We start from the raw sequence: 22,278 nt of genomic DNA, 5'->3' as shown, positions 1-22,278 counted from the left end.
TCTGGGGGATGTTCGACGCGTCACACACGGTGTGGCAAGACAGGGGGAATTCATGGGCACGCACAGATCTGGATCCATGCAGCGAACGGCGAGCGGGGTCGCCCTGGCATTCCTGGCCGCCGCGCTGGTCACTGGCTGCTCCGGCGGCGACGGCTCGGCAGAGAGTGCTTCTGACGGCGGCTCCCCCTCGGCTTCCGCATCTGCGTCACCCAGCGAGACCGCTTCCGTTCAGCCCACGGCCTCCGGGGGGTCGACGGCGACTCCCTCGGGATCCGAGAGCCCCCTCCCCGACGACTGGCGGCCGCAGGAGCCCACTGTCCTCGCCACGGGCCAGAAAGTTCCGGACGACTACGAACCCGCCACGCTCGAGCACCCGGCGCGCAACGTCCCGAAGCCCGTCATGCCCGAGGAAGCCAAGAACGAAACCGAGGCCGGCGCCCAGGCCTTCCTCAACTACCGCGCGGACGCCCAGTGGTACTCCATCCAGACCGGCGACACTTCCCTGGTCCGGGAAGTAACCTCCACCGACTGCGAAAAATGCACCGAGCAATTCAATGACTTCGACTCGATATATTCTTCAGGAAATTGGGCAGGCGGTGGCTTCGAAAAGGAGACACTCATACCCAATGCTTTTACGAAGCGACAAGATGGGGGTTATAATCTACCAGTTAAAATAAATAGTTTGGGCATGATTAAGGTCACCGATAACCATATAACTTTAAGGCAAGAGCCTTTCAATCTCCCAAATCGGTTCGATACATATCTTTATTATGAAAATGGATCCTGGATGTACTTGACAGCATCCCCCCGAGGGTCCCTCTGATGCGAGCCTTTAAAGTACTCCTGTCCCTGCTCTTATTTCTAGTTGCCCTGGACGTCGCTGGATCCGCTTCGGCAGACGAGCCGTCCTCAGACGGCGGCTTTGGAGCCAGCCAAGCTGACGGATCACTCTTGTCTTCTGCGAACGCATCTGGAAACTTGATACGGATGCGAGTTAGGCAGGATGCAGCAAAAGGCGTGGAGGCAGACGGATATTCGACTGGACCTTCCGGAAACAGCTTTGCGTCAGTCCAAGGCGCCGCCTGGGATCCCGACACCGATCCCGCCTTTCAAAAGGCCCTCCGTGCTCGATTGATGTCCAACGACGACTCCATCTTCTTCAACGCCCAGCTCATGGACACGGCAAAGAACCGGACAACCTATGGTTTGCAGGATCCGTGCATCGACGACAAGGGAGCGGCGCTGAGCCGTTGCCGGTCGGCTCAGGAGTGCACCGACGACTCCGGGGCCAAGGGTGTGAACATGGACATCGTCGTCGGCGGCGCGAATGAGGGCGCGCGGTCGGCCCGCGGAACGCAGATGTGTGTCGGTCAGGCGCAAGCCGAGGACGCGAACGACGACGGCTATGTCCCGCTTCCCGTCTTCACCCTCCAGGACTTCCAGCAGCTGGCCGTAGCACCGGCGGAGAACCACGCCCAGCCGGCGCCGGACACGTTGAAGAACATGAACACGAACGTCTATGCCGTCGCCCAGCCGCAGACCTTCGAGACGACGCTCGGCGGCTATCCCGTGTCCGTGCGCGCGTATCCCGTCCAGTACACGTGGAACTACGGCGATGGCACCACGCTGGGCCCCACTCCCCTGACCGGCTCTCCCCTGGCGGACGGCGCGTGGGACGTCCCCACGGACACGTCGCACGTGTACACGCGCACGGGCGACTTTCAGATCACGCTCACCACGTCGTTCTACGGGGAGTACAACATTGCGGGGACCGGGTGGCAGCCCGTGAACGGCTACAACCAGGTCACGTCACCGCCCGTGGCGCTGAGCGTGTGGCGGTCCACGGTCCACAACGTCGCCGACGACTGCCGCGTTAACCCGTCCGGCATCGGCTGCCCCGGCGCGAAGAACGGGTGAGGACGGCAGAGGAGGAAGGGGCGTCGCCCGGGGCGCAGAGCCTTCGTCGACCGGGCATCCGTACCTGAGCGCCACGAGTCTCATTCCAGACAGCGAGACCCTGCCCGCACTTTCGCGCAGCGGACGCCCCACGCCGTACAGGCCCCGTGCCCCGTGCCCTACGCCCCGTGCCCTACGCCCTGCGCCCTGCGCCCTACGCCCTGCGCCCTGCGCCCTGTGCCCTGTGCCCTGTGCCCTGTGCCCTGTGCCCTGTGCCCTGTGCCCTGACGATGACACGCGCTCCCGCCTGTTTCCTAGACTGGCACCATGACCTCACCTGATGCGCCGTCGCTGCTGGACCGGGACCACGGCCTGGATGCCTCCTCCGAGTGCTACCCGGATGTCGTACGCTCGGTTTTCCTCGCCCCGTGGGCCGCTCGCCGGTCCGAGGAACCGGATCAGCCGACGCAGCTCGCCGCCCGCACCGTCGTCGCCCTCAACGAGGTGGCGCGGTGGGCGAACGACGGTCAGTCCGCGGACCCCACCGCGTGCGCCTGGCTTGCCTACCTGCGCTGGGCGCTGAGCAACGGCGCGTGCCTTCCCGCCGACGCGCCCGTGCCACCGCAGGACGAGCTCGACCTCGACTTCCCCGTGCTCTCCGCCCCCGGACCGCACGACGGCGACAGCTTCCAGGCACTCGCCACGGGCCGCCTAGGTGAGGTCGCGCGACCGGTGCTGCCCCTCGCGGAAAGCCCCGAGGTTTTGGCTCGCACCGCACCGTACGGTCTGATCCCGAACATCGGATGGAAATCGCTCATCATCCTGGCGCTCGACTCCGCCGCGATCACCCACGGCAGCCCCGAGGCCCAGACGGCGGCGGCGGCGCTGGCCCTGGTCGTGCACGCGGCGGCACGGGCGCGTGCCACCGGTGGAACGCTGCACGAGGTCGTGCGCGAAACAGCTAGGGTCGCTTCCGAGATCACCCGCCCCGCCCCTCGCACGCACGAACTCCTCGCCCTGTGCGCGGATCCTGAGGCTCTGGCCCCGCTGTGGACCGAGCCGGGCGCGCTCGCCTCCCGCCTGGGCAGAGGCGACACCGCCACCGAGGCGTTGGCGCTCGGCCTCGCCGCGCTGCTCGCCGTCGAGGATTCCGGCGCCGCGAAAGCGACAGGTTCCACGAACAGTGCAAGGAACATCACCGGGGACGACGTCGCCGGGGCGGCCCGTGCCCTGATGGCCGAGCACGGCGTGCGGGAGGGAGCGGCGCACGATGTCGCGGTCGTCGTTGCCGCCGCCCGCTGGGGTCTCGCGGCGGCTGCCCCGGCGGACGACACTGATGGCACCGCTGCAGCGGCGTCGAACCGGAACGCAGGAGACCATGCCGTCGCCGCGCCGTCGCCGCCCCATACCCCCGCTCCCGGAGTAACGGCAACCGCGCCCCAAGACGGCAAAGGCGAAGAGGGCTCGGCCGCCGCACGGGCGGAACTGCACGCACTGGCCGATCGCTGGAACGGCCTCTGGCGCCCCTGACTCACCGATCCGCCGGTCGGCCCTGATCCGGGCACATGCTCCTGGGGCCGCGAGACTCAGAACTCGCCGCGCTGCATCCGCACCCCGTAGTGCGCGGTGAGCTCGGCCATGCTCCCGGCTCCGCTGCGCCGTGCGACGTCGAGCACGATCTGCGCGCACGCGAGTGCATCGCTCAGGGCGTTGTGGTGGTCCTCGACCTCGGCACCGGCCTCGCGTGAGGCGGACGGCAGGGCGTAGGAGCGCAGCATGTAGGCGGCCCGCGCGAGGCGCAGCGAGCAGGCGTAGTCCCAGGAACGGGGCACGCCCCCGCAGGCACGGTTCGTCGCCCGGATCACCCCGGTGTCGAAGACGGCGTTGTGGGCCACGAGCACCGCGTCCGGGTCATCCGGCAGGATGTTGCGGCACATCCAGTCCCAGGCGACGTCGAAGGTGGGCGCGTCCACCACGTCCGCCGGGCGGATCCCGTGGACGCGGATGTTCCCGGGCTCGAAGGCGTCGTGCCCGGGCGGCGGGCGCAGCAGGGAGTACCGCGTGTCGACCACCTCACCGTCCCGGACCCGCACCACGCCCAGGGCGCACGCGGAGGCCAGGCTGCGGTTGGCGGTCTCGAAGTCGATGGCGGTGAAACTGACGGGCACGCTCCGAGGCTAGGCAGAGGCTCAGACACGCACAGCGAGAAAACCCGAGCTCAGGCCGCCGCGACCGCCCGCATCTCGTACCAGGCGTCCGCCTTCTCCACCGCCTGGCGCACCTGGGCGGCATCGAGCTCGTGGTGCAGGGCATAGGCAATGGCCTGCAGGGGGAAGATCCGGGCGTGCAGGCGGGCGCGCTCGTAGCTCTGCGGGTCGGTGGCGTCCCGCACGCTGGACCAGCCGAACCAGAGCCCCAGCGAGGCGACGTCGTACGCCGGGTCGCTCAGGCACGCGTGGTCCCAGTCGATGACGCCCACCAGGTGGTCGCCCTCCCACAGCATGTTGGAGCCCATGAGGTCCCCGTGGACGAGCCGCGGTGCCACGTTCTCGAGCGCGACGAGGTCGTCGATGTCGCTCAGCGCGCGGTCCCTGTTGCGGGGCAGCAGCAGCGGGAGCACCTGGTCCAGCAGCACGTGGCGCCGTCGGTGGCCGCCCCAGTGCTGGCCGGGGCGGTCGAGCCACGGCTCGGCGTCCTGGGCGTCCGCCTCGCGCAGCTGCTCGAGGACACGGCGCAGCTCGCGCGGATCGGCACTGCCGGGGGCACGCGGCGCGCCGGGGATCCAGGCCATGCCCACGGCCGTGTACCGGCCGTCCTGCAGCACGGGTGTGAGGGGCCGCGGGATCGCGAAGTCGAAGTCGGGCAGCTGCGACAGGGCCTGCGTGCGGCGTCGCACGTTGTCGCCGGAGGTCGGGTTCTTCGCGATCCGCACGCTCATGAGGTGCCCCGCGTTGACCACGATGTGCGCGGATCCCCCGGCGTGCAGCTCCCACTCGGAGCGGTCCACCGTCACGCCCGCCTCCGCGAGGACCGCCTCGACGGCTCCGGCAAAGGGAAGGTGTCCGCACGCGAAGGTCATGTCTCAGCCCTCGGACCCCGTCTCGGAGGGTTCAGCCCCGGTACGGTCCAGCAGCTCCAGCACGAACGGCAGCACAGCGGACATGGCACGGGCGCGGTGGCTGATCCTGTTCTTGTGCTCGAGGCTCAGCTGGGCAGCGCTGAGGCCGCCCTCCCCCTCGGGGGCGAAGACCGGGTCGTAGCCGAAACCGTTCTCCCCCGCCGGCGCGGTGAGGATGGTGCCGGGCAGCTCGCCGCGCACCACGTGCTCCTCCCCGTCAGGGCCCACGACGGCCGCTGCACACACGAAGCGTGCACGGCGGTGCTCGGGGGCGATGTCGGAGAGCTGGGCGAGCAGCAGGTCCAGGTTGGCGGCGTCGTCGCCGTGGCGGCCGGACCAGCGGGCCGAGAAGATGCCGGGCGCCCCGCCCATCACGTCCACGGCCAGCCCGGAGTCGTCCGCGAGCGCGACCTTCCCGGACGCGGCGGCCGCGGCGCGCGCCTTGAGCAGCGCGTTCTCCTCGAACGTCACGCCGGTCTCGACGACGTCGCCCAGCCCGGCGGACTTAGCATCCACCACGGTGCCGGGGCCGGAGAAGCCGGCCGCCTCGAGCATGGCCTGCAGCTCGCGGACCTTGCCCCGGTTGTGCGTGGCGAGCACGACGCGCGCCGCGCCGAGGTCAGCGCTCATGGCCGCCCTCCAGCGTCCTGCGCTGGATCTGGGCGAGCTGCGCGCAGCCGGCCACGGCGAGGTCGAGCAGGGCGTCGAGCTCGTCCCGGCGGAAGGGGGCACCCTCGGCAGTTCCCTGGACCTCCACGAAGTCCCCGGAGCCGGTGACCACCACGTTCATGTCCGTCTCCGCACGGACGTCCTCCACGTACGGGAGGTCGAGCATGGGGACAGCGTCGATGATGCCCACGGAGACGGCGGACACCGAGTCCGTCAGGGGGTTCACGGTGCGCTTCAGCACGCCGTTCTCGTGCGCCCAGGCAATGGCCTCCGCGAGTGCGACGTACGCGCCGGTGATCGAGGCGGTGCGGGTGCCGCCGTCCGCCTGCAGGACGTCGCAGTCGAGCACCACCGTGTTCTCTCCGAGCGCCTCGAGGTCGATGACCGAGCGCAGGGAGCGGCCGATCAGCCGGGAGATCTCGTGGGTGCGCCCGCCGATCTTGCCCTTCACGGACTCGCGCGCGGAGCGGGTGGAGGTGGCTCGCGGGAGCATGGCGTACTCGGCGGTGACCCAGCCGCGCCCCTGGCCCTTGAGCCAACGGGGCACGCCCTCGGTCAGCGACGCCGTGCACAGCACCTTGGTGCCGCCGAACTCGATGAGTGCGGACCCCTCGGCCTGGTCGGACCAGCCGCGCGTGACGGTGATGGGCCGGAGCTCGTCGACCCCGCGGCCGTCGGCGCGGACCACCGGCTGCGCGGAGGCGTCGAGGTGGGGGGTGGACATGGCCGGGTCGGTAGGCGAGGTCATGCGTGTCACCCTAGTCGCCGCTCCGCACGGGTGCCAACGCATCGACCGAACGGTCGGTGGGGTCCGCGACGTCGTAGCGGTGGGCCACGCGTGTGACGGCCAGGGCGCCGTAGTAGACCGCGGCGGCCTCGGCCAGCACGGTCTCCGGGGAGTTCCACTCCGGCAGGTGGGTCAGCAGCAGGCGACGGGCCCCGGCGGCCGCGGCGGTCTCCCCCGCACGCCTGCCCGTCAGGTGGATGCCGCGCAGGTGGTCCTCCCTGCCCTCCTGGTAGGCGGCCTCGCACAGGAACACGTCCGCGTCCCGGGCGGCGGCCACCAGCTCGTCGCACGCGTCGGTGTCGCCGGAGTAGGTGAGCACCTCCGTGCCGCCGGGTCCGCGGTACTCCACGCGCAGCGCGTACGGCTCGGGGCACGTGTGGTTCACCGGGTGGGGAGTCACGGTGAACGGTCCCACGCTCACCGGCTCGTGCGGGTGCCACACGTGGAACTCGAACTCGGTGTCCATGGAGTGCTCCGGCGGCAGCAGGTGCAGCTGGTTGAGGTAGGTGGGCAGCTGCGAGGGCCCGAACAGCGGGATCCGTCCGCCCTTCCAGCCGCGCGGGTCCCACTTGACCGCCACGTGCAGCCCGCCCAGGTCCACGCAGTGGTCCGGGTGCAGGTGCGAGAGCATGACGGCGTCGATCGTGTCGAGCTCGATGTAGCGCTGCAGCGCCCCCAGGGTGCCGTTGCCCATGTCGAGCACGATCCGCCAGGTCCGGCCGTCGGCATCCTCACCGCACAGCAGGTAGCACGAGGCGGGTGCGTCCGGACCGGGAAAGCTCCCGGAGTTTCCGACCACGGTGAGCAACATGGTGAAGACCTTTCTGCGGCCGGCTCAGCGCCGGGTCGGGTGGATCGTGGCGAGGGAGCCGGTGGGGTACTGCTCCGCCACGGAGCTCGTGTGCCGCACGCGGACCACCTCCGGCCCCAGGAAGCGCTGGGCGAGGGTCTCGAAACGGGCGGGATCGCCCGTGGCCAGGAACTCGTGGTGCGGGGCCAGGCTCGCGTCCCGCTCGAGCCCGTTGTCCATGAGCGAGCGGTAGACGTCCCGCGCGGTCTCCTCCGCGGAGGACACCAGGTTCACGCTCTCCCCCATCACGTAGGAGATCACCGCGGTGAGAAGCGGGTAGTGGGTGCACCCCAGGACCAAAGTGTCCACCCGGGCGTCCTTCAGCGGCTGCAGGTAGCGCTGCGCTGTGGCCAGCAGCTTCGGTCCGGTGGTCACCCCGCGCTCCACGTACTCGACGAACTCGGGGCAGGCGACCGACGTGATCTCCAGCTGGGGGGCGGCGGCGAAGGTGTCGTCGTAGGCCCGCGAGCCGATGGTTGCCTCCGTGCCGATGACCCCCACGCGGCCGGTGCGGGTGGTGGCCACGGCGCGTCGCACGGCGGGCTGGATGACCTCGGTGACCGGGATGTCGTAGCCGCGCGTGTAGCGCTCGCGGGCGTCGCGCAGCACCGCCGCCGACGCCGTGTTGCAGGCGATCACGAGCACCTTGACCCCGGAGTCCACGAGCTCGTCCATGATGCGCAGGGCGTTGGAGCGGACCTCCGCGATGGGCAACGGGCCGTAGGGGCCGTGCGCGGTGTCTCCCACGTAGAGGATCTCTTCGTGGGGCAGCTGGTCGATGATGGACCGGGCCACCGTGAGCCCGCCCACGCCGGAGTCGAAGACGCCGATGGGCGAGTTGGGGTTCGGACCGGAATGACGTTCGCGCTCAGCCTGCATATCCGCAAACTGTAGTGCGTTGCGCAGGGTGCTTCGCACATGAGTCAGCGTGCGTGACGGGTGCGCTGAGCCTGGGTGACGGCCCCGCTCAGCGTGAGGGAAGCGTCTTCGTGAGCGCCGTCATCAGTGTCTCCTGCAGCCAGGAGACGAAGTTGTAGACGACCGCCATGTAGTCCTCGACCGACTCGGTCTTGCCGAAGTCCGTGAGTTTTCCCACACGCTCGGCGTCCTCCGCCGTCTCGATGCCCAGCCGGGCGGCCAGCACCATGCGGACGTCGTTGAGGGAGCGCGCGAAGTCCTGGGCCTGCTCCGTGGTGAGCAGCACCGGGTCCGACTCCAGGGCCAGCGACGACGCCCGCAGCGCGGCGGTCTTGCGTTCGCGCAGGGACCGGTCCGTGAGCCTGCGGAACTCCGCGGCCTGCTCCGGGTCCGACGACGCCGCGGGCAGCAGCCTGCGCACGGCCGGGTCCTCGGGCTCGGCCACCTCCTCGTCCCAGCCCACGAGTGCCTCGAGGGGGTCCACGTCCTCGCGGGGCTCGGGCTCGAGGGTGGTTCCCACGTCCGAGAACAGCTTCTGCAGCAGCCGCACCTCCGGGCCCTCGAAGTGTGCCGTGATGCCCTTCCGCGTGCGCTTGAAACCGTGTGCCATCAGTTCTCCCCCGCCTTCTCGTAGGTCGCCCACAGTCCGTAGCCGTGCAGGGCGCTCACATGGGCCTCGGCCTCCTCGAGGGAGCCCGTGAAGACGATGGAGCGCCCCCGCTCGTGGACCTCCAGCATGAGGGTGCGAGCCTTGGCGGGCGGGTAGCCGAAGTGGGCGCGGAAGACGTAGACCACGTAGCTCATGAGGTTCACGGGGTCGTCCCAGACCACCACGTTCCAGGGGACGTTCACGGCCGTGACGGCCTGGTCCTCGCGGGCGACCACCGGGGATTCCGCCGGTGCGGCGCTCATCAGGACTGCGGGTTCGGCGCGGGTGCTGGGGGCCGGGGTGCGGGCCGCCGTGTGGGTACCGGACATTTTCCCCATGGTAGTCACGAGCCCGCCCAGATGCCCGCGCGGGGTGTGCGCGCGGTGCACGCGCACTAGGCTGGCGGGGTGAACGACCACACGTATTCCTGGCACCCCCAGCCCACGTCCCTCCTCACGGACCACTACGAGCTGACCATGCTGCAGGCGGCGCTGCGTGCCGGCACGGCCTCGCGGCGCAGCGTGTTCGAGGTCTTCGCCCGCCGGCTGCCCCACGGCCGGCGCTACGGCGTCTTCGCCGGTGTGGGCCGCGTGCTGGAGGGCCTCGAGCAGTTCCGGTTCACGGACGAGCAGCTGCGCTTCCTGCGGGACACCGCCGTGGTGGACGCCGCCACGGTCGCCTACCTGGAGAACTTCCGCTTCACGGGGCAGATCCGCGGCTACGCGGAGGGCGAGACGTACTTCCCCTACTCCCCGCTGCTGAGCGTGGAGTCCTCCTTCGCGGAGGCCTGCGTGCTGGAGACCTTCATCCTCTCCGTGCTCAACTACGACTCCGCCGTGGCCTCCGCGGCCTCCCGCATGGTCGGTGCCGCCGGTGACCGCCCGTGCATCGAGATGGGCTCCCGCCGGGCGCACGAGCAGGCCGCCGTGGCGGCCGCGCGCGCCGCCGTCGTCGCTGGCTTCGAGTCGACCTCCAACCTGGAAGCCGGGTTCCGCTACGGCGTGAAGACCGTGGGCACCGCCGCCCACTCCTTCACCCTGCTGCACGACTCCGAGGAGCAGGCGTTCCGCGCCCAGCTCGACGCCCTGGGCGTCTCCACGGCGCTGCTCGTGGACACGTACGACGTCGAGCGGGCCGTCCGCCTGGCCGTCGAGATCGCGGGTCCGGACCTGGGCGGCGTGCGCCTGGACTCCGGCGACCTCGTCACCCAGGCGGCCTCGGTGCGCGCGCTGCTCGACAGGCTCGGCAATCCGCACACGCGCATCACGGTCACGAGCGACCTCGACGAGTACGCCATCGCCGCCCTGCGCGCGGCCCCGGTGGACGCCTACGGCGTGGGCACGCGCCTCGTCACCGGCTCCGGCGCGCCCACCTCGTCGATGGTCTACAAGCTGGTCTCGCGCGAGGGCGCCTCCGGCACCATGGAGCCGGTGGCGAAGGCCTCGTCCGGCAAGGCGTCAGTAGGCGGCGAGAAGTACGCGCTGCGGCGTCGCAATGCACACGGCGTGGCCACGCACGAGATGGTCGGCGTGTCCCACCTGCCCGAGGACGACGGCGACGACCGCCCCCTGCTCGTCGACTACATGACCGGCGGCGAACTGCGGGACGGGTTCACCGGCCCCGAGGCTGTGCAGCGGGCGCGCGTGCGCCACGCGGAGTCGATCGCGGAGCTGCCGCGCGCGGCCCGCCGGCTCTCCGAGGGCGAGCCCGTGATCCCCACGGTCATCGAACCCGGCACCGCACACTGACAGCACCGAGATCGAGAGGGAGGCACACGTGCGCACCGCACTAGTGATCGTGGACATCCAGAACGACTTCTGCGAGGGCGGCAGCCTGGCCGTGGCCGGCGGCGCGGCCGTGGCCGCGGGGGTCTCCGAGTACCTCGAGGACCACCACGCGGACTACGACGCCGTGGCCGCGACCCAGGACTGGCACATCGAGCCGGGCGAGCACTTCAGCGAGACCCCGGACTACCGCACGAGCTGGCCCGTGCACTGCGTCGCGGAGACCGAGGGCGCGCAGACGCACCCTGACTTCGACACGGACTACGTCACGGAGTTCTTCCGCAAGGGCGCGTACGACGCCGCCTACTCGGGGTTCGAGGGCCTCTCCGCCCCGGACGTGGACGTCCCCATGGGCGAGTCCGAGGAGGACTCGGACGAGGAGCGGGTGAGCCTGGACGACTGGCTGCGCGAGCGCGGGATCGAGGCCGTGGACGTCGTGGGCCTCGCACTCGACCACTGCGTGCTCGCCACCGCGCGCGACGCCGTGGAGGCCGGCTACGAGACCCGGCTGCTGCTGCCGCTCACGGCCCCGGTCTCCGAGGAGGCCGGCGAGCGCGCCGTGGCCGAGCTGGAGGACGTGGGCGTGGAGGTCCTCACGGAGCTGCCCTGACCCCGCGCCGAGCGCGCTGACCCGCACCGGCCTCTGCGACCCGGCCGGGCGGCGTCGCCCGCGCCCGCTACTTGCGGCCGATGAACCAGCGCTGCAGCAGGGCGATCCGGGCGTTGAGCTGCTCCTCCGAGGCCTGCGCCACCGCGGGACCACCGCACTTGGTGCGCAGCTCGTTGTGGATCACGCCGTGCGGGGTGCCCGTGCGCGCCGACCACGCCGAGACGTTCTTGGACAGCTGCGCCCGCAGGTCCTTGAGCCGCCTGTGGTCCGGCACCGCGGGAGCCTCCGGGGCGGACGAGCCGCTGCCCTGACGCTGCACCGAGCGGGACTGCCGCTCGCGCAGCAGCGCGGAGACCTGCTCGGGGTCCAGCAGCCCGGGAATGCCGAGGTACTCGGCCTCTTCCTCGGAGCCCACGGCCGCACCGCCGCCGAACGCACCGCCGTCGAAGAGCACCCCGTGGAACGAGGCGTCCGAGTCCAGCGCCTGGAAGTTGCCCTGGGCGAGCGCGGAGGACGCGCGCTCCTCCCGGTTGGCCTCCTCCAGCAGGTCGTCGTCCCAGCCGGTCTCCATGGGCTGGTCGAAGTCGACGACGTCCGGCACGCTCTTGGGCTTGTCGAGGGCGTGGTCGCGCTCCTCCTCCATGGAGTTCGCGAGCGCCATGAGCACGGGCACCGACGGCAGGAACACCGAGGCCGTCTCACCGCGCTTGCGGGCACGCACGAAGCGCCCCACGGCCTGGGCGAAGAACAGGGGCGTGGAGGTGGAGGTCGCGTACACGCCCACCGCGAGGCGCGGGACGTCGACGCCCTCCGAGACCATGCGCACTGCAACCATCCAGCGCTTGTCCGACTCGGAGAACTGGTCGATCTTGTTCGAGGCCGCCTTGTCGTCCGAGAGCACCACGGTGGGACGCTCCCCCGTGAGCGCGTGCAGCTGCTCGGCGTAGGCCTTGGCGTCCTGGTGGTCGGTCGCGATCACCAGGGCACCGGCGTCCGGCACGGTGCGCCGCACCTGCGTGAGGCGCTGGTCCGCGGCACGGAGCACGGAGGGTATCCACTGGCCCTGCGGGTCCAGGGCCGTGCGCCACGCGTGGGAGGTGATGTCCTTCGTGAACCCCTCCCCGAGCTGGGCGGCCATCTCCTCGCCCGCGGACGTGCGCCAGCGCATCTGTCCCGAGTAGGCCATGAAGATCACCGGGCGCACGACGTGGTCCTGCAGGGCGCTGCCGTAGCCGTACGTGTAGTCCGCGGTGGAGCGGCGGATCCCGTCCCCGTCCTCGGTGTAGGTCACGAACGGGATCGGTGAGGTGTCCGAGCGGAAGGGCGTGCCGGTTAGGGCGAGCCGTCGCGTAGCGGGTTCGAACGCCTCCCGCAGCCCGTCACCCCAGGACAGGGCGTCACCCGCGTGGTGGATCTCGTCCATGATCACGAGCGTGCGACCGGCCTCGGTGCGTGCGCGGTGCAGCAGCGGCTTGTTGGCCACCTGCGCGTATGTGACGGCCGCACCCATGTAGCCGCGACCGTGCTGGCCGTCCGCGTTCTTGAAGTTGGGGTCGATCGCCAGGCCCACACGGGCCGCGGCGTCCGCCCACTGCCGCTTGAGGTGCTCTGTGGGGGTCACCACCGTGACCCGCTGGACCACCCCGGCGTCGTGCAGCTTCTTGGCCACGGTCAGCGCGAACGTGGTCTTGCCTGCTCCGGGGGTTGCCACGGCCATGAAGTCCCGCGGCTGCGCCTGCTCGTAGCGCTGGATCGCCTCCGCCTGCCAGGCACGCAGCTTGGGGGCGGTGCCCCACGCCGCTCGGTCCGGGTACGCCGGAGGAAGGTCCGCCGCCGCCCCGAAAAGGGACATCTGGTCGTTCTCAGCCACGTGGTGCTCGTCCTCTCCGCGCTCTGGGGCGCGTGTTTCCGCCATGTCCCCGCAGCGACGCCGCCCGGTCCGGTCCGCGGCCCGGCGCCCGCCCTGCCCGCCGCTCGTGGCGGCCGGCGGTGGCAGCCGCTCCGCAACGGTGCCGGCGCTACCTCCCGACCTGGTGGGCCGGGCACATCCGCACGGCGCTGGGCCGCTCGGCACGGCAACGGCGCCCGCTCAGTGCGGGCGCCGCCGGTGTTCCGCGGGGCGGAACGGGGTGGTGCGTGCGGTGGTGCTGTCAGTTTTCGGGCTGGTCTTTGCCGGGGCGCAGGCCCTGGTAGATCTCCTTGCACTCCGGGCACACCGGGAAGCGCTGGGGGTCGCGACCGGGGGTCCACACCTTGCCGCACAGGGCGATCACGGGTTCGCCGGACAGCGCCGACTCCATGATCTTCTCCTTGCGGACGTAGTGGGCGAACCGCTCGTGGTCACCGGGCTCCGCGAACTGGCGGGTCTCCTCGCGCTCGATCGTGGCGGTCCCGCCCACGGTCTCGGTTCCGGACTCGGTGCTGTCGAGCACCCGCGGGAACCGGGAGAAAGGGCCCTCGACGTGCTGGGCTTCGGTGGTCTGCATGCCGTCCACTGTACCGCGTGCGACGTGGGCGGGCCGCCCGCTCAGCGGTATCCGGCCACCTCCTGCAGCAGCTCGGGACCGCGCCCGTCCAGCCACGTCCCGCCCACGCGCACGCCGATCCCCAGCAGCACGAGACCCTCCACGACACCCACGGCGAGGGCCACCCAGCTCCACACGGCGGCGCCGGTGCCCAGGTGCACGAAGAGCAGCACGATGGGCGGCAGCGCGAGCAGCAGCATGAAGCCCATGAGCACGAACTGCAGTACGAGGTTCAGGATGGTGAACCCCTGCGGCGTCTTCATGGGGGACGCCCCCGGAGGCGGCGTGGGATAGGTGTAGCGCGCGGAGACCACCGAGACCACGCCGGCACCGCCGAGCAGCAGGGCGGCACAGGCCCCGAGCATGGCCGGCAGCGCGTGCCACTGCTGCAGCCGCACGAGCCAGAGCACCAGGCCCAGGGCCACGAGCGGCGTGGCCACCACCAGCATGGCCACGACCCGCCCCAGCCGGTCGGCCCTGCCCGGCACGGGAGCCAGCAGGTGCAGGCTGAACGCGGTGTTGTCGTAGGAGACGTCCGCGGAGATGGCGTAGGACATCAGCAGGGCGATCATCAGGGGCAGCAGCCACATGGAGAATCCCGAGTCGCCACCCAGGAACCACAGGGCCGCGCTGATCGCCGGGATCATCACGAGGGACGCCGAGTACCGCGGATCCCTGAGCCAGTAGATGAGGCACCGTGCGGCCACGGCACCCCACGGGGCCGCGGGGAAGCGGTCGAACAGACCGATCCCGGCCACGGACCTGCCGGTGGCGCGCGCGGCTCCCCCGGCGGCGTCGGCCAGGGCACGCTCCAGGGCGAACCGGGCCACCGCGACGAGCACGACGAGCGTGACCAGCACGACGGCCAGGCGCGCCAGCGCGGCGCCCCAGTGGCCCGCACCCACGTCGCCCGGGATCGCCCAGACCGCGCCCAGCGGGGTCCAGCCGAGGACAGAGGCCCACACGGGCAGCCGGTCCCAGACCCGCTCCACCCCGGTGGCGACGGATGCGAAGATCGGGCCCAGCAGCACGATGAGCAGCAGGCTCAGGATCGAGATGATCTCCGTGGAGCGCCGCCCCCTGGCGATCCGCGCCGCGAGCGCGGAGGCGCAGCGTGCGCCGGTGAACGCGAGCAGAGCGGCCAGCACGGCACACACCACGGAGGCTGCCAGCGCGGCGGGCGAGGCGCGCCAGGTCGAGAGCCATCCGAGCAGCGCGATCACCGTGAGCACGCCCGGGATCCCGATCAGCGCACCCACCACCTGCCCGGTCAGCAGACCGGTGGTGCTCAGCGGGAACAGCGCGAGCCGGGACGGGTCCAGCGTGGCGTCCGCCTTGGCGGTCAGCACCGGCATCACCCACCAGCCGAGCAGCACCACGCTGCCCACGATGACCGAGGAAGCGGTGACGACGTCCAGGGGCTCGGCGCCCAGGAAGACCATGCCGGTCACCAGCATCCCCAGGATGGACAGCGCGTAGAGCCCGCCCAGGATGGTGCCCACCAGGACCCACGTGCTGCGGGTCAGGGTGTTGCGCAGGATCCGCCACTTCAGGCTCGCGAGACTGCGGGCCTCCTCGAGCACGCCCATCCGGTGCGTGACCCGTTCCTGCCCGGACGGCGACGGACGCACGGAGTCGGGGACGGCGGCGTCGGCACCGGGACCGGCGCTTTCCACGGCCCAGGGTGCGGCACCACGCCCTGCCACCGCCGCGTCCGGCCGGTCGCGGTCGGGGGTGTGGTCGGCGTTCCCGGGGGTCCGGTTCACTCGGGACGAAGCCACAGCAGCCCCTCCCCCGCATCCGTGCGGCCCCCCACGAAGGACACGAAGCGGTCCTCCAGGGACATGCCGTCGCGCACCTGGTCCATGGTGCCCTCGGCGAGCACCCGGCCCTGGTCCATGATTGCGACGTGGTCGCACATGCGCTGCACGAGGTCCATCACGTGGCTCGAGACCACCACCGTGCCGCCGGCCTCCGTGTAGTGGTGCAGCAGCGACCGGATGTTCGCGGCGGAGACCGGGTCCACCGACTCGAACGGCTCGTCGAGCACGAGCAGGCTGGGCGCGTGGATCATGGCCGCCGCGAGCGCGATCTTCTTGGTCATGCCCGCGGAGTAGTCCTGCACCTGGCGGCCCGCCGCCTCCTGCAGGTCCATCGCGCCGATCAGGTCCTCGGTGCGGTCCTTGACCAGCTGGCGGTCCATCCCGCGCAGCAGTCCCGAGTAGGCGACGAGCTGGCGGCCGGTGAGCCGGTCGAAGAGGTGCGCGCCGTCCGGGAGCACACCCATGCGGCGCTTGGCCGTGACCGGGTCGCGCCACACGTCCACGAGATCGTCCCGGCTGCCGCCGCCCACGAGCACGGTGCCGGCGGTGGGACGCAGCAGGCCCGTGGCCATCGACAGCGTGGTGGTTTTGCCCGCCCCGTTGCGGCCCACGAGCCCGTAGAACGAGCCGCGCGGCACCGTGAGGTTCACGCGGTCCGCGGCGGGTCGGGAGCCGTGGCCGTAGACCTTGGTGAGGTCGCGGACCACGAGGGCCGCGGCGTCGGGGTGCGGTGCGGCGTCGGCGAGCGGAGCGGATGTGGCGTGTGGCTCGGCGTCCCTCCCCGGCTCTCCATCCGGGGCTCGGACGGGGACGTGGTGATCGCTCGGTGGAGTGGTCATGACTCCAACCTAGGGAATGGCCCCCGGGGAGTCACGCATTCCGTGCCCGCGCGCCCCGAGCCACGGGTCTCGGGCCACGGATCGACGACGCCCCCGCCCGAGCGCGCGACAGCGCACTCCGACGGGGGCGGCGAACTTGGTCGGGAGGCTCAGAACAGCGCGCGCATCAGCTGCGCCCGTGCGCTCACCACGCGTGGGTCGTCCGCGCCCACGACGTCGAAGAGCTCCACGAGGCGCGCCCGTGCCGTGTCCTTGTCGTCGCCGGCCGTGGTGCGCACGAGGTTCAGCAGCCGCCGGAACGCGTCCTCCACGTGCCCGCCGGACACGTCCAGGTCCGCGACGTCGAGCGCGGCCTGGACGTTCGCGGGGTCCGACGCCGCGGCGTCGCGCACCGCCTTCGCGTCCATCGCGCTCACCCGCTGCAGCAGGTGCACCTGGGCGAGTGCCAGCTTGGCGTCGTGGTCCCCGGGGTTCTCCGCGAGGGCCTTCTTGTAGCTGGCCTCCGCGCCGTCGAGGTCCCCGGCCTCGAGCTTGTCCACGGCCTCCTGGTGCAGGGGCGGCAGGGGCGCGGGCTCGTTGGCCTCCCCGCCCGTGGGCTCGGCCGTGCCCGTCACCCCGTTCTGCTGGGCCAGGCTCAACAGCTCGCCGAGCAGCCCGCGCAGCTGGTCCTCGGGGACGGTCGAGTTCACCAGGGGCACCACGCGGCCGCCCAGCAGCGCGAGGACGGTGGGAACGCTCTGGGCCTGGAACGCCTGCGCGATCTGCGGCTCCGCGGACACGTCCACCGTGCCCAGCAGCAGCCGGCCGTCGAAGCCGTCCACGACGCGCGCGACGACCTCCACGAAGCTCTCGGACTCCGGGCTCTGCGGCGAGTGCAGCACCACGACCACCGGGTACTGCGTGGACGCCTCCGCGTACTGCTGGAAGTTCGCGGTGCTCAGCGCCACGCGGTAGGAGCCCCCGGCCGGGTTCGCCGCGGTAGGTGCCCCCGACGACGACGCCGTGGGGCCGGCTCCCAGATCCACCGCACCGCGCACGGACGCCGGGACCTGCTGCGGCTGCTCCGTGGCCGGCCGACCCTGGGCCGGGGTGCCGTTCGGACGCGCGGACGGGGACGCGGGGAACTCGCTCATGGTTGACCTCCTCGACGGGGCACCGCGGGGTGCCCGTGACTCGTGCCCGCCGTTGGGACCCGGCGGGCGCTTTCCTGCCGTCCATTATGCCCACGGCGACTCACTGCTGTCCTGCGGGAGCTCGCGTTGTACGCTTCCGGCGTGAGCACAACCCCTGAGCCCCGACGCAAGCCACCCGCGCGCTTCCGCCCGTTGCGCCAGCGCTTCGAGGTGCCGCCGGAGCCCAGCGGGGATCCCGAGCAGCGCCGCGCACCATGGGACCACCCCGGGGACAGCCGCGCGCACCCCGTCCAGACCGGCTTCATGCTCACGGTGGGCGTGGGTCTCGCGCTGCTCGTCTACTACGTGCTGACCAACGTGGGCGGGCTCGTCGGGTGGATCGTCACCGCGGCCTTCATCTCGCTCGGACTCGATCCGCTCGTGCGGTGGCTGGAGTCCAAGGGCCTGCCCCGCCCGCTGGCGGCTGGCATCGTGATCGTGGCCCTCGTCCTGGTGATCCTGGGCTTCATCCTGGGGGTCGTGCCGAGCATCGTGGAGCAGGCGCAGCAGATCGCCGCTCGCGGCCCGGACTTCGTGAACGACTTCATGCGCTCGGACCTCTTCCGCACGCTCGACGAGCGCTTCGACATCGCCTCCTCCGTGCAGCACGCCGCGGACGGCCTGGGCCAGAAGATCACCTCGGACGAGAACTTCCTGGGTGGCATCTTCGGCTCCGTGGTCAACGTCAGCGGCGTGGTGGTCACGTCCATCACGGGCACCCTGATCGTGATGGCCCTGAGCCTCTACTTCCTCTTCTCCCTGCCCACCATGAAGGCGTGGTGCTACCGCCTGGCCCCCGCGAGCCGTCGCGCCCGCGTGCAGCAGCTGGGCGAGCGCATGACCAACGGCGTGGGCAACTACGTCATGGGCCAGGCCTGCGTGGCGCTGATCAACGCGACCGTGGCATTCATCCTGATGAGCATCTGGGGCGTCCCGTACGCCACGCTGCTCGTGCTCTTCGTGGCGCTGCTCGCGTTCATCCCGCTCGTGGGCGGTGTGCTCGCCGGCATCCTCGTGACGATCGCCGCGTCCCTGGGGGGCTGGGACACCGCCATCCCCTACGCCGTGTGCTACTTCGCGTACCTCCAGCTCGAGGCGTACGTGATCTCCCCGCGCATCATGGCTCGCGCGGTCGCCGTGCCCGGCGCCGTGGCCGTGATCGCGGTGGCCGCCGGCGGCGCGCTGTGGAGCGTGCTCGGCGCGCTGATCGCCATCCCCACCGCCGCGGCGGGCCTGCTGCTCGTGCGCGAGGTCTTCGTGCCGCGCCAGGACACGCGCTGACGGACGACGACGACGCCCGCGCGCCCCGGCGCGGCCCTCACCACGGTCCTCTCCGCGGGTTCAGGGCCCGCCGCGGGCACCGTGACACTCGTCTCCGCTCTCAGGCCCACCTCGGGAGCTGAGCTGACCCGAGAGCTGAGCCGTAGTCCCCGGCACGGGACGGTCTCGGGCGCTGTACCGCCCCGGGCGCTAGGCTGTCGGGGTGCGTTTAGTGATTGCAGACTGCTCGGTCCGCTACGAGGGGCGGCTCAACGCCTACCTGCCCCCGGCGCGGCGCCTCATCATGCTCAAGGCGGACGGCTCCGTGCTCGTCCACTCGGACGGCGGCTCCTACAAGCCGTTGAACTGGATGAGCCCGCCCGCGAACCTGCACGTCCTGGAGCCCTCCGAGGAGCTTGCCGAAGAGGGCGTCACGGAGGTCTGGGAGGTGCGCGCCGGCAAGTCCGACGACCGGTTGCTGATCCACATCACCACCGTCTACAGCCAGCTGCACCACGAGCTGGGCGTGGACCCCGGCCTGGTGAAGGACGGCGTCGAGGCGGACCTGCAGCGGCTGCTCGCGGAGCAGATCACACGGCTCGGCGAGGGCTTCTCCCTCGTCCGCAGGGAGTACCCCACGCCCATCGGACCCGTGGACATCCTCGCCCGGGACGCGAACGGGGCCACGGTGGCGGTGGAGCTCAAGCGCCGCGGCGACATCGATGGCGTCGAACAGCTCACCCGGTACCTGGAGCTGCTCAACCGTGATCCCCTGCTGCACCCGGTGCGCGGTGTCTACGCCGCCCAGCAGATCAAGCCACAGGCGCGCACGCTCGCCAGGGACCGCGGCATCGAGTGCCTGAGCCTCGACTACGACGAGATGCGCGGCACCGCGGACACCCAGTCCCGCCTCTTCTGAGACGCAGGGCGGCACCGCTCCGGCGGCGTCCTGCCCGGGTCCCGGGGACACTCGCCCCTCCCCCGGTGGGCCTGCGCGCGGGCCCGCTCCCGGCGGGACATCGCCACGACACATCCCGTGAGCCGCCCGAAGACGATTGACCGCCGCCCGGCAGTGTGTGATGCTTAGAGTGTTCTCGCATCATGTTTGACATGCTCGCAGGAATGGTAGCGAGCGTGAAGTTCTGACTGGCGCTGTGGCACAACACATTGTGAGCCGCATCCACAGCCTTCTCGCGGTACCAGTTCAGGTGCACATCCATGTGCACGCACTACATACTCCAGAAGGAGATGCCCCATTATGGCTCAGGGCACCGTTAAGTGGTTCAACGCAGAAAAGGGCTTCGGCTTCATCACGCCGGACGACGCTGATGGCGACGTCTTCGTCCACTACAGCGAAATCCAGTCGGGCGGCTTCCGCACCCTCGAAGAGAACCAGCGCGTCGAGTTCGAGATCGGTCAGGGCCAGAAGGGCCCCCAGGCCACCGGCGTGACCGTCATCTGACAGTCCCCCTCGGACGAAGCCCCCGCCACCTCCACGAGGTGACGGGGGCTTCTTCGTGTCCCACGTCCGACGCCTCACACCGAGACGAACCTGCTGGCCGGTGTGAGATGTACGCACAAGGGGCCTCACCTGGACGAGGTGGTGCCGTGGATCGACGCGTGTACGACGTACGTACCCGGGGGCTCAGTTCCAGCCGCGTGCGATGCGCCGCTGCACACGGACCCCCGCGTTCTCGAGGTGCTCCACGAAATGCTCGTAGCCGCGGTCGATGTGCTCCACGCCCGAGACCTCGGTGACCCCCTCGGCCGCCATGCCTGCGATGACCAGTGCTGCCCCGGCGCGGATGTCCATGGCCTCCACGGGTGCACCGGAGAGCTCACGGGCCGGAACGCCGTCCACGCGGGCGTGGTGGCCGTCCAGGTGCACGCGCGCACCCAGGCGCTCGAGCTCCGCGGTGAAGCCCCAGCGGGCCTCGAAGACGTTCTCGGTGATGATCCCCGACCCCTCGGCCACCGCGTTGAGCGCGACCACGAAGGGCTGCAGGTCCGTGGGGAAGCCGGGGTACGGCAGCGTCGACACGTTGATGGCCCGCGGGCGCTCGGGTCCGCTCACGACGAAGCGCCCGTCCGCGGTGTCGATTACGCAGCCCGCGGAGCGCAGCTTGTCCAGGACGACGGACAGGTGCTCGGGCTCGGCTCCCACGATCTCCACGCGGCCACCCGTGACCGCCGCGGCGAAAGCCCACGTTCCGGCGACGATCCGATCAGGCACAGTGCGGTGGGTGACGGGGCTCAGGCTCGGCACACCCTCGATGGTCAGGGTGGTGGTTCCGAGGCCCTCAATCCGTGCACCCATCTCCTGGAGCATCCGCCCGATGTCCACGATCTCGGGCTCGCGGGCCACGTTCTCCAGCACGGTGACGCCGCGCGCCGTCGTCGCCGCGGTCATCAGGTTCTCGGTCGCTCCCACGGAAGGGTAGCCCAGTCGGTAGGAGGCACCTACCAGGCCTCCCTCCGCACTGGCGCGGAGGAACCCGCGCTCGATGCTCAGCTGCGCGCCCATGGCCTCGAGGCCCGCGCGGTGCATGTCCAGGCCGCGGGTGCCGATCGCGTCTCCCCCGGGCAGGGCCACCTCCGCACGGTCGCAGCGGGCCATCAGGGGCCCGAGCACGGAGATGGACGCCCGCATGGCGCGCACGAGGTCGTAGTCCGCCTGGTGGCCCAGCTCCTGCGGAACGTCAATGGTGACCTCGTGCTCCGCCGGGCGGTAGGAGACCTCGCAGCCCAACCGGCGCAGCAGCTCCGCCATGACCGTGACGTCGTGGATCTCCGGGACGTTCGTGATGGTCGAACGGCCCACGGCCAGCAGCGTGGCGGCCATGAGCTTGAGCACGCTGTTCTTGGCGCCGAATACGGGCAGGGAACCGGAGGCGGCGGTGGGTCCCTGCACCTCGATCATTTCTTCCACGTGTCCTCCTGGTGACCACGGCGTTGAATGGGGGGATGCGCACCCTGGGCAGGGACGCGCTGAGCGCAGACACGCGAGAGGCCCGCGGACGCTCGACCGGCCTCGGACGACGTCGACCCCCGTACCCGCAGGCACGAGGGTCGACGACGACGGGTCACACGAACCTGTCAGGCGGAGCGGTTCTCGGAATCGAGGGAGACCTCGTCCGCGACCACCGTGACGCGGTTGGCGTCCACGGAGATGAAGCCGGAGTCGATCCGCCCGCGGAGCCGGTCGCCGTCAAGACGGTCGATGACGAACTCCCCCGCGGTGAGCAGGCCGGCCATGGACTCGTGACCCGGCATGATGCCGATGTCGCCCTCGGTCGTCCGCACCCGCACGAGCCGCGCGGTGCCGGTCCAGATCTTGCGATCCAGCGCGACGATTTCCACGATGAGTTCGGCCATGAC

General features: G+C 71.0%; 23 protein-coding genes. 8 read left to right on the top strand and 15 right to left on the bottom strand.

Annotation, left to right across the window (positions count from 1 at the left end):
- From KVA01_RS07955 to KVA01_RS07940, 3 genes are all read left to right on the top strand, one after another.
- A partial coding sequence (locus tag KVA01_RS07955; protein ID WP_218023602.1) for a DUF6318 family protein occupies positions 1–823 on the top strand: 823 nt, incomplete at its 5' end.
- Positions 824–1,134: 311 nt separating this feature from the next.
- Complete coding sequence (locus KVA01_RS07950; RefSeq protein WP_141269632.1) at positions 1,135–1,917, top strand: PKD domain-containing protein; 783 nt, start codon at positions 1,135–1,137, stop codon at positions 1,915–1,917.
- 306 nt (positions 1,918–2,223) lie between these two features.
- Positions 2,224–3,426 carry an ADP-ribosylglycohydrolase family protein gene (locus tag KVA01_RS07940; protein WP_141269628.1) on the top strand — a complete coding sequence of 401 codons (1,203 nt, stop codon included), beginning with the start codon at positions 2,224–2,226 and terminating at the stop codon, positions 3,424–3,426.
- Positions 3,427–3,482: 56 nt separating this feature from the next.
- Here KVA01_RS07940 and KVA01_RS07935 read toward each other — a convergent pair whose 3' ends face one another.
- The 8 genes from KVA01_RS07935 to clpS form a co-directional block, all read right to left on the bottom strand.
- Complete coding sequence (locus KVA01_RS07935; RefSeq protein ID WP_068469460.1) at positions 3,483–4,064, bottom strand: 3'-5' exonuclease; 582 nt, start codon at positions 4,062–4,064, stop codon at positions 3,483–3,485.
- 50 nt (positions 4,065–4,114) lie between these two features.
- The gene (locus tag KVA01_RS07930; RefSeq protein WP_141269626.1) at positions 4,115–4,975 is read right to left on the bottom strand and encodes a phosphotransferase family protein; all 861 of its coding nucleotides are present in this window, start codon (positions 4,973–4,975) and stop codon (positions 4,115–4,117) included.
- A 3-nt stretch (positions 4,976–4,978) separates the two neighbouring features.
- Positions 4,979–5,644: an RdgB/HAM1 family non-canonical purine NTP pyrophosphatase gene (gene rdgB, locus KVA01_RS07925; RefSeq protein WP_068469457.1), complete on the bottom strand. Its 666-nt coding sequence runs from the start codon at positions 5,642–5,644 to the stop codon at positions 4,979–4,981.
- Positions 5,634–6,431, bottom strand: coding sequence for a ribonuclease PH (gene rph, locus KVA01_RS07920; RefSeq protein ID WP_371858573.1), 798 nt, complete (start codon positions 6,429–6,431; stop codon positions 5,634–5,636). Before rph ends, rdgB begins: the two co-directional genes overlap by 11 nt.
- 10 nt (positions 6,432–6,441) lie before the next feature.
- Complete coding sequence (locus KVA01_RS07915; RefSeq protein WP_068469452.1) at positions 6,442–7,281, bottom strand: MBL fold metallo-hydrolase; 840 nt, start codon at positions 7,279–7,281, stop codon at positions 6,442–6,444.
- A gap of 24 nt (positions 7,282–7,305) precedes the next feature.
- On the bottom strand, positions 7,306–8,199 hold the full coding sequence (gene murI / locus KVA01_RS07910; RefSeq protein WP_068469450.1) for a glutamate racemase: 894 nt from the start codon (positions 8,197–8,199) through the stop codon (positions 7,306–7,308).
- An 88-nt stretch (positions 8,200–8,287) separates the two neighbouring features.
- Positions 8,288–8,848, bottom strand: coding sequence for a DUF2017 domain-containing protein (locus KVA01_RS07905; protein WP_068469448.1), 561 nt, complete (start codon positions 8,846–8,848; stop codon positions 8,288–8,290).
- Positions 8,848–9,150, bottom strand: a complete 303-nt coding sequence (gene clpS / locus KVA01_RS07900; RefSeq protein ID WP_170221138.1) for an ATP-dependent Clp protease adapter ClpS — start codon at positions 9,148–9,150, stop codon at positions 8,848–8,850. Before clpS ends, KVA01_RS07905 begins: the two co-directional genes overlap by 1 nt.
- A 144-nt stretch (positions 9,151–9,294) precedes the next feature.
- On the opposite strand from clpS, the gene KVA01_RS07895 reads away from it, so the two are divergent.
- Positions 9,295–10,635: a nicotinate phosphoribosyltransferase gene (locus tag KVA01_RS07895; protein ID WP_141269624.1), complete on the top strand. Its 1,341-nt coding sequence runs from the start codon at positions 9,295–9,297 to the stop codon at positions 10,633–10,635.
- A gap of 28 nt (positions 10,636–10,663) precedes the next feature.
- The gene (locus KVA01_RS07890) at positions 10,664–11,281 is read left to right on the top strand and encodes an isochorismatase family protein (RefSeq protein WP_141269622.1); all 618 of its coding nucleotides are present in this window, start codon (positions 10,664–10,666) and stop codon (positions 11,279–11,281) included.
- Positions 11,282–11,348: 67 nt separating this feature from the next.
- Here the strand turns inward: KVA01_RS07890 and KVA01_RS07885 are convergent, their stop codons facing one another.
- The 5 genes from KVA01_RS07885 to KVA01_RS07865 all read right to left on the bottom strand — a co-directional run bounded on the left by KVA01_RS07885 (position 11,349) and on the right by KVA01_RS07865 (position 17,601).
- Positions 11,349–13,133 (bottom strand): DEAD/DEAH box helicase, encoded by a 1,785-nt coding sequence (locus KVA01_RS07885; protein WP_141269646.1) that lies wholly within the window; start codon positions 13,131–13,133, stop codon positions 11,349–11,351.
- A gap of 298 nt (positions 13,134–13,431) precedes the next feature.
- The gene (locus KVA01_RS07880) at positions 13,432–13,776 is read right to left on the bottom strand and encodes a DUF3039 domain-containing protein (protein WP_371858572.1); all 345 of its coding nucleotides are present in this window, start codon (positions 13,774–13,776) and stop codon (positions 13,432–13,434) included.
- Positions 13,777–13,808: 32 nt separating this feature from the next.
- A complete protein-coding gene (locus KVA01_RS07875; protein ID WP_233438807.1) occupies positions 13,809–15,482 on the bottom strand; it encodes a hypothetical protein in 1,674 nt (557 codons plus the stop codon).
- An 86-nt stretch (positions 15,483–15,568) separates the two neighbouring features.
- Entirely contained in the window at positions 15,569–16,468 is a 900-nt protein-coding gene (locus KVA01_RS07870; protein WP_082810346.1) for an ABC transporter ATP-binding protein, read from the bottom strand.
- Between the two features lie 149 nt (positions 16,469–16,617).
- Entirely contained in the window at positions 16,618–17,601 is a 984-nt protein-coding gene (locus KVA01_RS07865) for a tetratricopeptide repeat protein (protein WP_068469444.1), read from the bottom strand.
- A 141-nt stretch (positions 17,602–17,742) separates the two neighbouring features.
- Between KVA01_RS07865 and KVA01_RS07860 the strand changes: the two genes are divergently transcribed.
- From KVA01_RS07860 to KVA01_RS07850, 3 genes are all read left to right on the top strand, one after another.
- Positions 17,743–18,921, top strand: coding sequence for an AI-2E family transporter (locus KVA01_RS07860; protein ID WP_068469612.1), 1,179 nt, complete (start codon positions 17,743–17,745; stop codon positions 18,919–18,921).
- A 202-nt stretch (positions 18,922–19,123) separates the two neighbouring features.
- Positions 19,124–19,819, top strand: a complete 696-nt coding sequence (nucS, locus tag KVA01_RS07855) for an endonuclease NucS (RefSeq protein WP_068469442.1) — start codon at positions 19,124–19,126, stop codon at positions 19,817–19,819.
- Between the two features lie 339 nt (positions 19,820–20,158).
- Positions 20,159–20,362, top strand: a complete 204-nt coding sequence (locus KVA01_RS07850) for a cold-shock protein (protein WP_012398055.1) — start codon at positions 20,159–20,161, stop codon at positions 20,360–20,362.
- Positions 20,363–20,545: 183 nt separating this feature from the next.
- On the opposite strand, the gene murA is transcribed toward KVA01_RS07850, so the two are convergent.
- Together murA and KVA01_RS07840 are read right to left on the bottom strand one after the other, a co-directional pair.
- Positions 20,546–21,829 (bottom strand): UDP-N-acetylglucosamine 1-carboxyvinyltransferase, encoded by a 1,284-nt coding sequence (gene murA / locus KVA01_RS07845; RefSeq protein ID WP_068469440.1) that lies wholly within the window; start codon positions 21,827–21,829, stop codon positions 20,546–20,548.
- A 167-nt stretch (positions 21,830–21,996) separates the two neighbouring features.
- Entirely contained in the window at positions 21,997–22,275 is a 279-nt protein-coding gene (locus KVA01_RS07840; RefSeq protein WP_068469438.1) for a F0F1 ATP synthase subunit epsilon, read from the bottom strand.
- Between the last annotated feature and the right edge of the window lie 3 nt (positions 22,276–22,278).

Origin of the sequence: Kocuria varians (genome assembly GCF_006539885.1) — a bacterium.
Taxonomy (GTDB): Bacteria; Actinomycetota; Actinomycetes; order Actinomycetales; family Micrococcaceae; genus Kocuria; species Kocuria varians.
The sequence above is the reverse complement of the archived record's forward strand: the minus strand, read 5'-3'. Positions and strand labels throughout refer to the sequence as shown.

Bases quoted from the DNA above. Each gene is read 5' to 3' on its own strand.
- KVA01_RS07930 (WP_141269626.1), bottom strand. From the start codon at position 4,975: ATGACCTTCGCGTGCGGACACCTTCCCTTTGCCGGAGCCGTCGAGGCG.
- rph (WP_371858573.1), bottom strand. From the start codon at position 6,431: ATGACCTCGCCTACCGACCCGGCCATGTCCACCCCCCACCTCGACGCC.
- KVA01_RS07870 (WP_082810346.1), bottom strand. From the start codon at position 16,468: ATGACCACTCCACCGAGCGATCACCACGTCCCCGTCCGAGCCCCGGAT.
- murI (WP_068469450.1), bottom strand. From the start codon at position 8,199: ATGCAGGCTGAGCGCGAACGTCATTCCGGTCCGAACCCCAACTCGCCC.
- rdgB (WP_068469457.1), bottom strand. From the start codon at position 5,644: ATGAGCGCTGACCTCGGCGCGGCGCGCGTCGTGCTCGCCACGCACAAC.
- KVA01_RS07865 (WP_068469444.1), bottom strand. From the start codon at position 17,601: ATGAGCGAGTTCCCCGCGTCCCCGTCCGCGCGTCCGAACGGCACCCCG.
- KVA01_RS07885 (WP_141269646.1), bottom strand. From the start codon at position 13,133: ATGTCCCTTTTCGGGGCGGCGGCGGACCTTCCTCCGGCGTACCCGGAC.
- KVA01_RS07940 (WP_141269628.1), top strand. From the start codon at position 2,224: ATGACCTCACCTGATGCGCCGTCGCTGCTGGACCGGGACCACGGCCTG.
- KVA01_RS07915 (WP_068469452.1), bottom strand. From the start codon at position 7,281: ATGTTGCTCACCGTGGTCGGAAACTCCGGGAGCTTTCCCGGTCCGGAC.
- KVA01_RS07850 (WP_012398055.1), top strand. From the start codon at position 20,159: ATGGCTCAGGGCACCGTTAAGTGGTTCAACGCAGAAAAGGGCTTCGGC.
- clpS (WP_170221138.1), bottom strand. From the start codon at position 9,150: ATGAGCGCCGCACCGGCGGAATCCCCGGTGGTCGCCCGCGAGGACCAG.
- KVA01_RS07840 (WP_068469438.1), bottom strand. From the start codon at position 22,275: ATGGCCGAACTCATCGTGGAAATCGTCGCGCTGGATCGCAAGATCTGG.
- KVA01_RS07950 (WP_141269632.1), top strand. From the start codon at position 1,135: ATGTCCAACGACGACTCCATCTTCTTCAACGCCCAGCTCATGGACACG.
- KVA01_RS07905 (WP_068469448.1), bottom strand. From the start codon at position 8,848: ATGGCACACGGTTTCAAGCGCACGCGGAAGGGCATCACGGCACACTTC.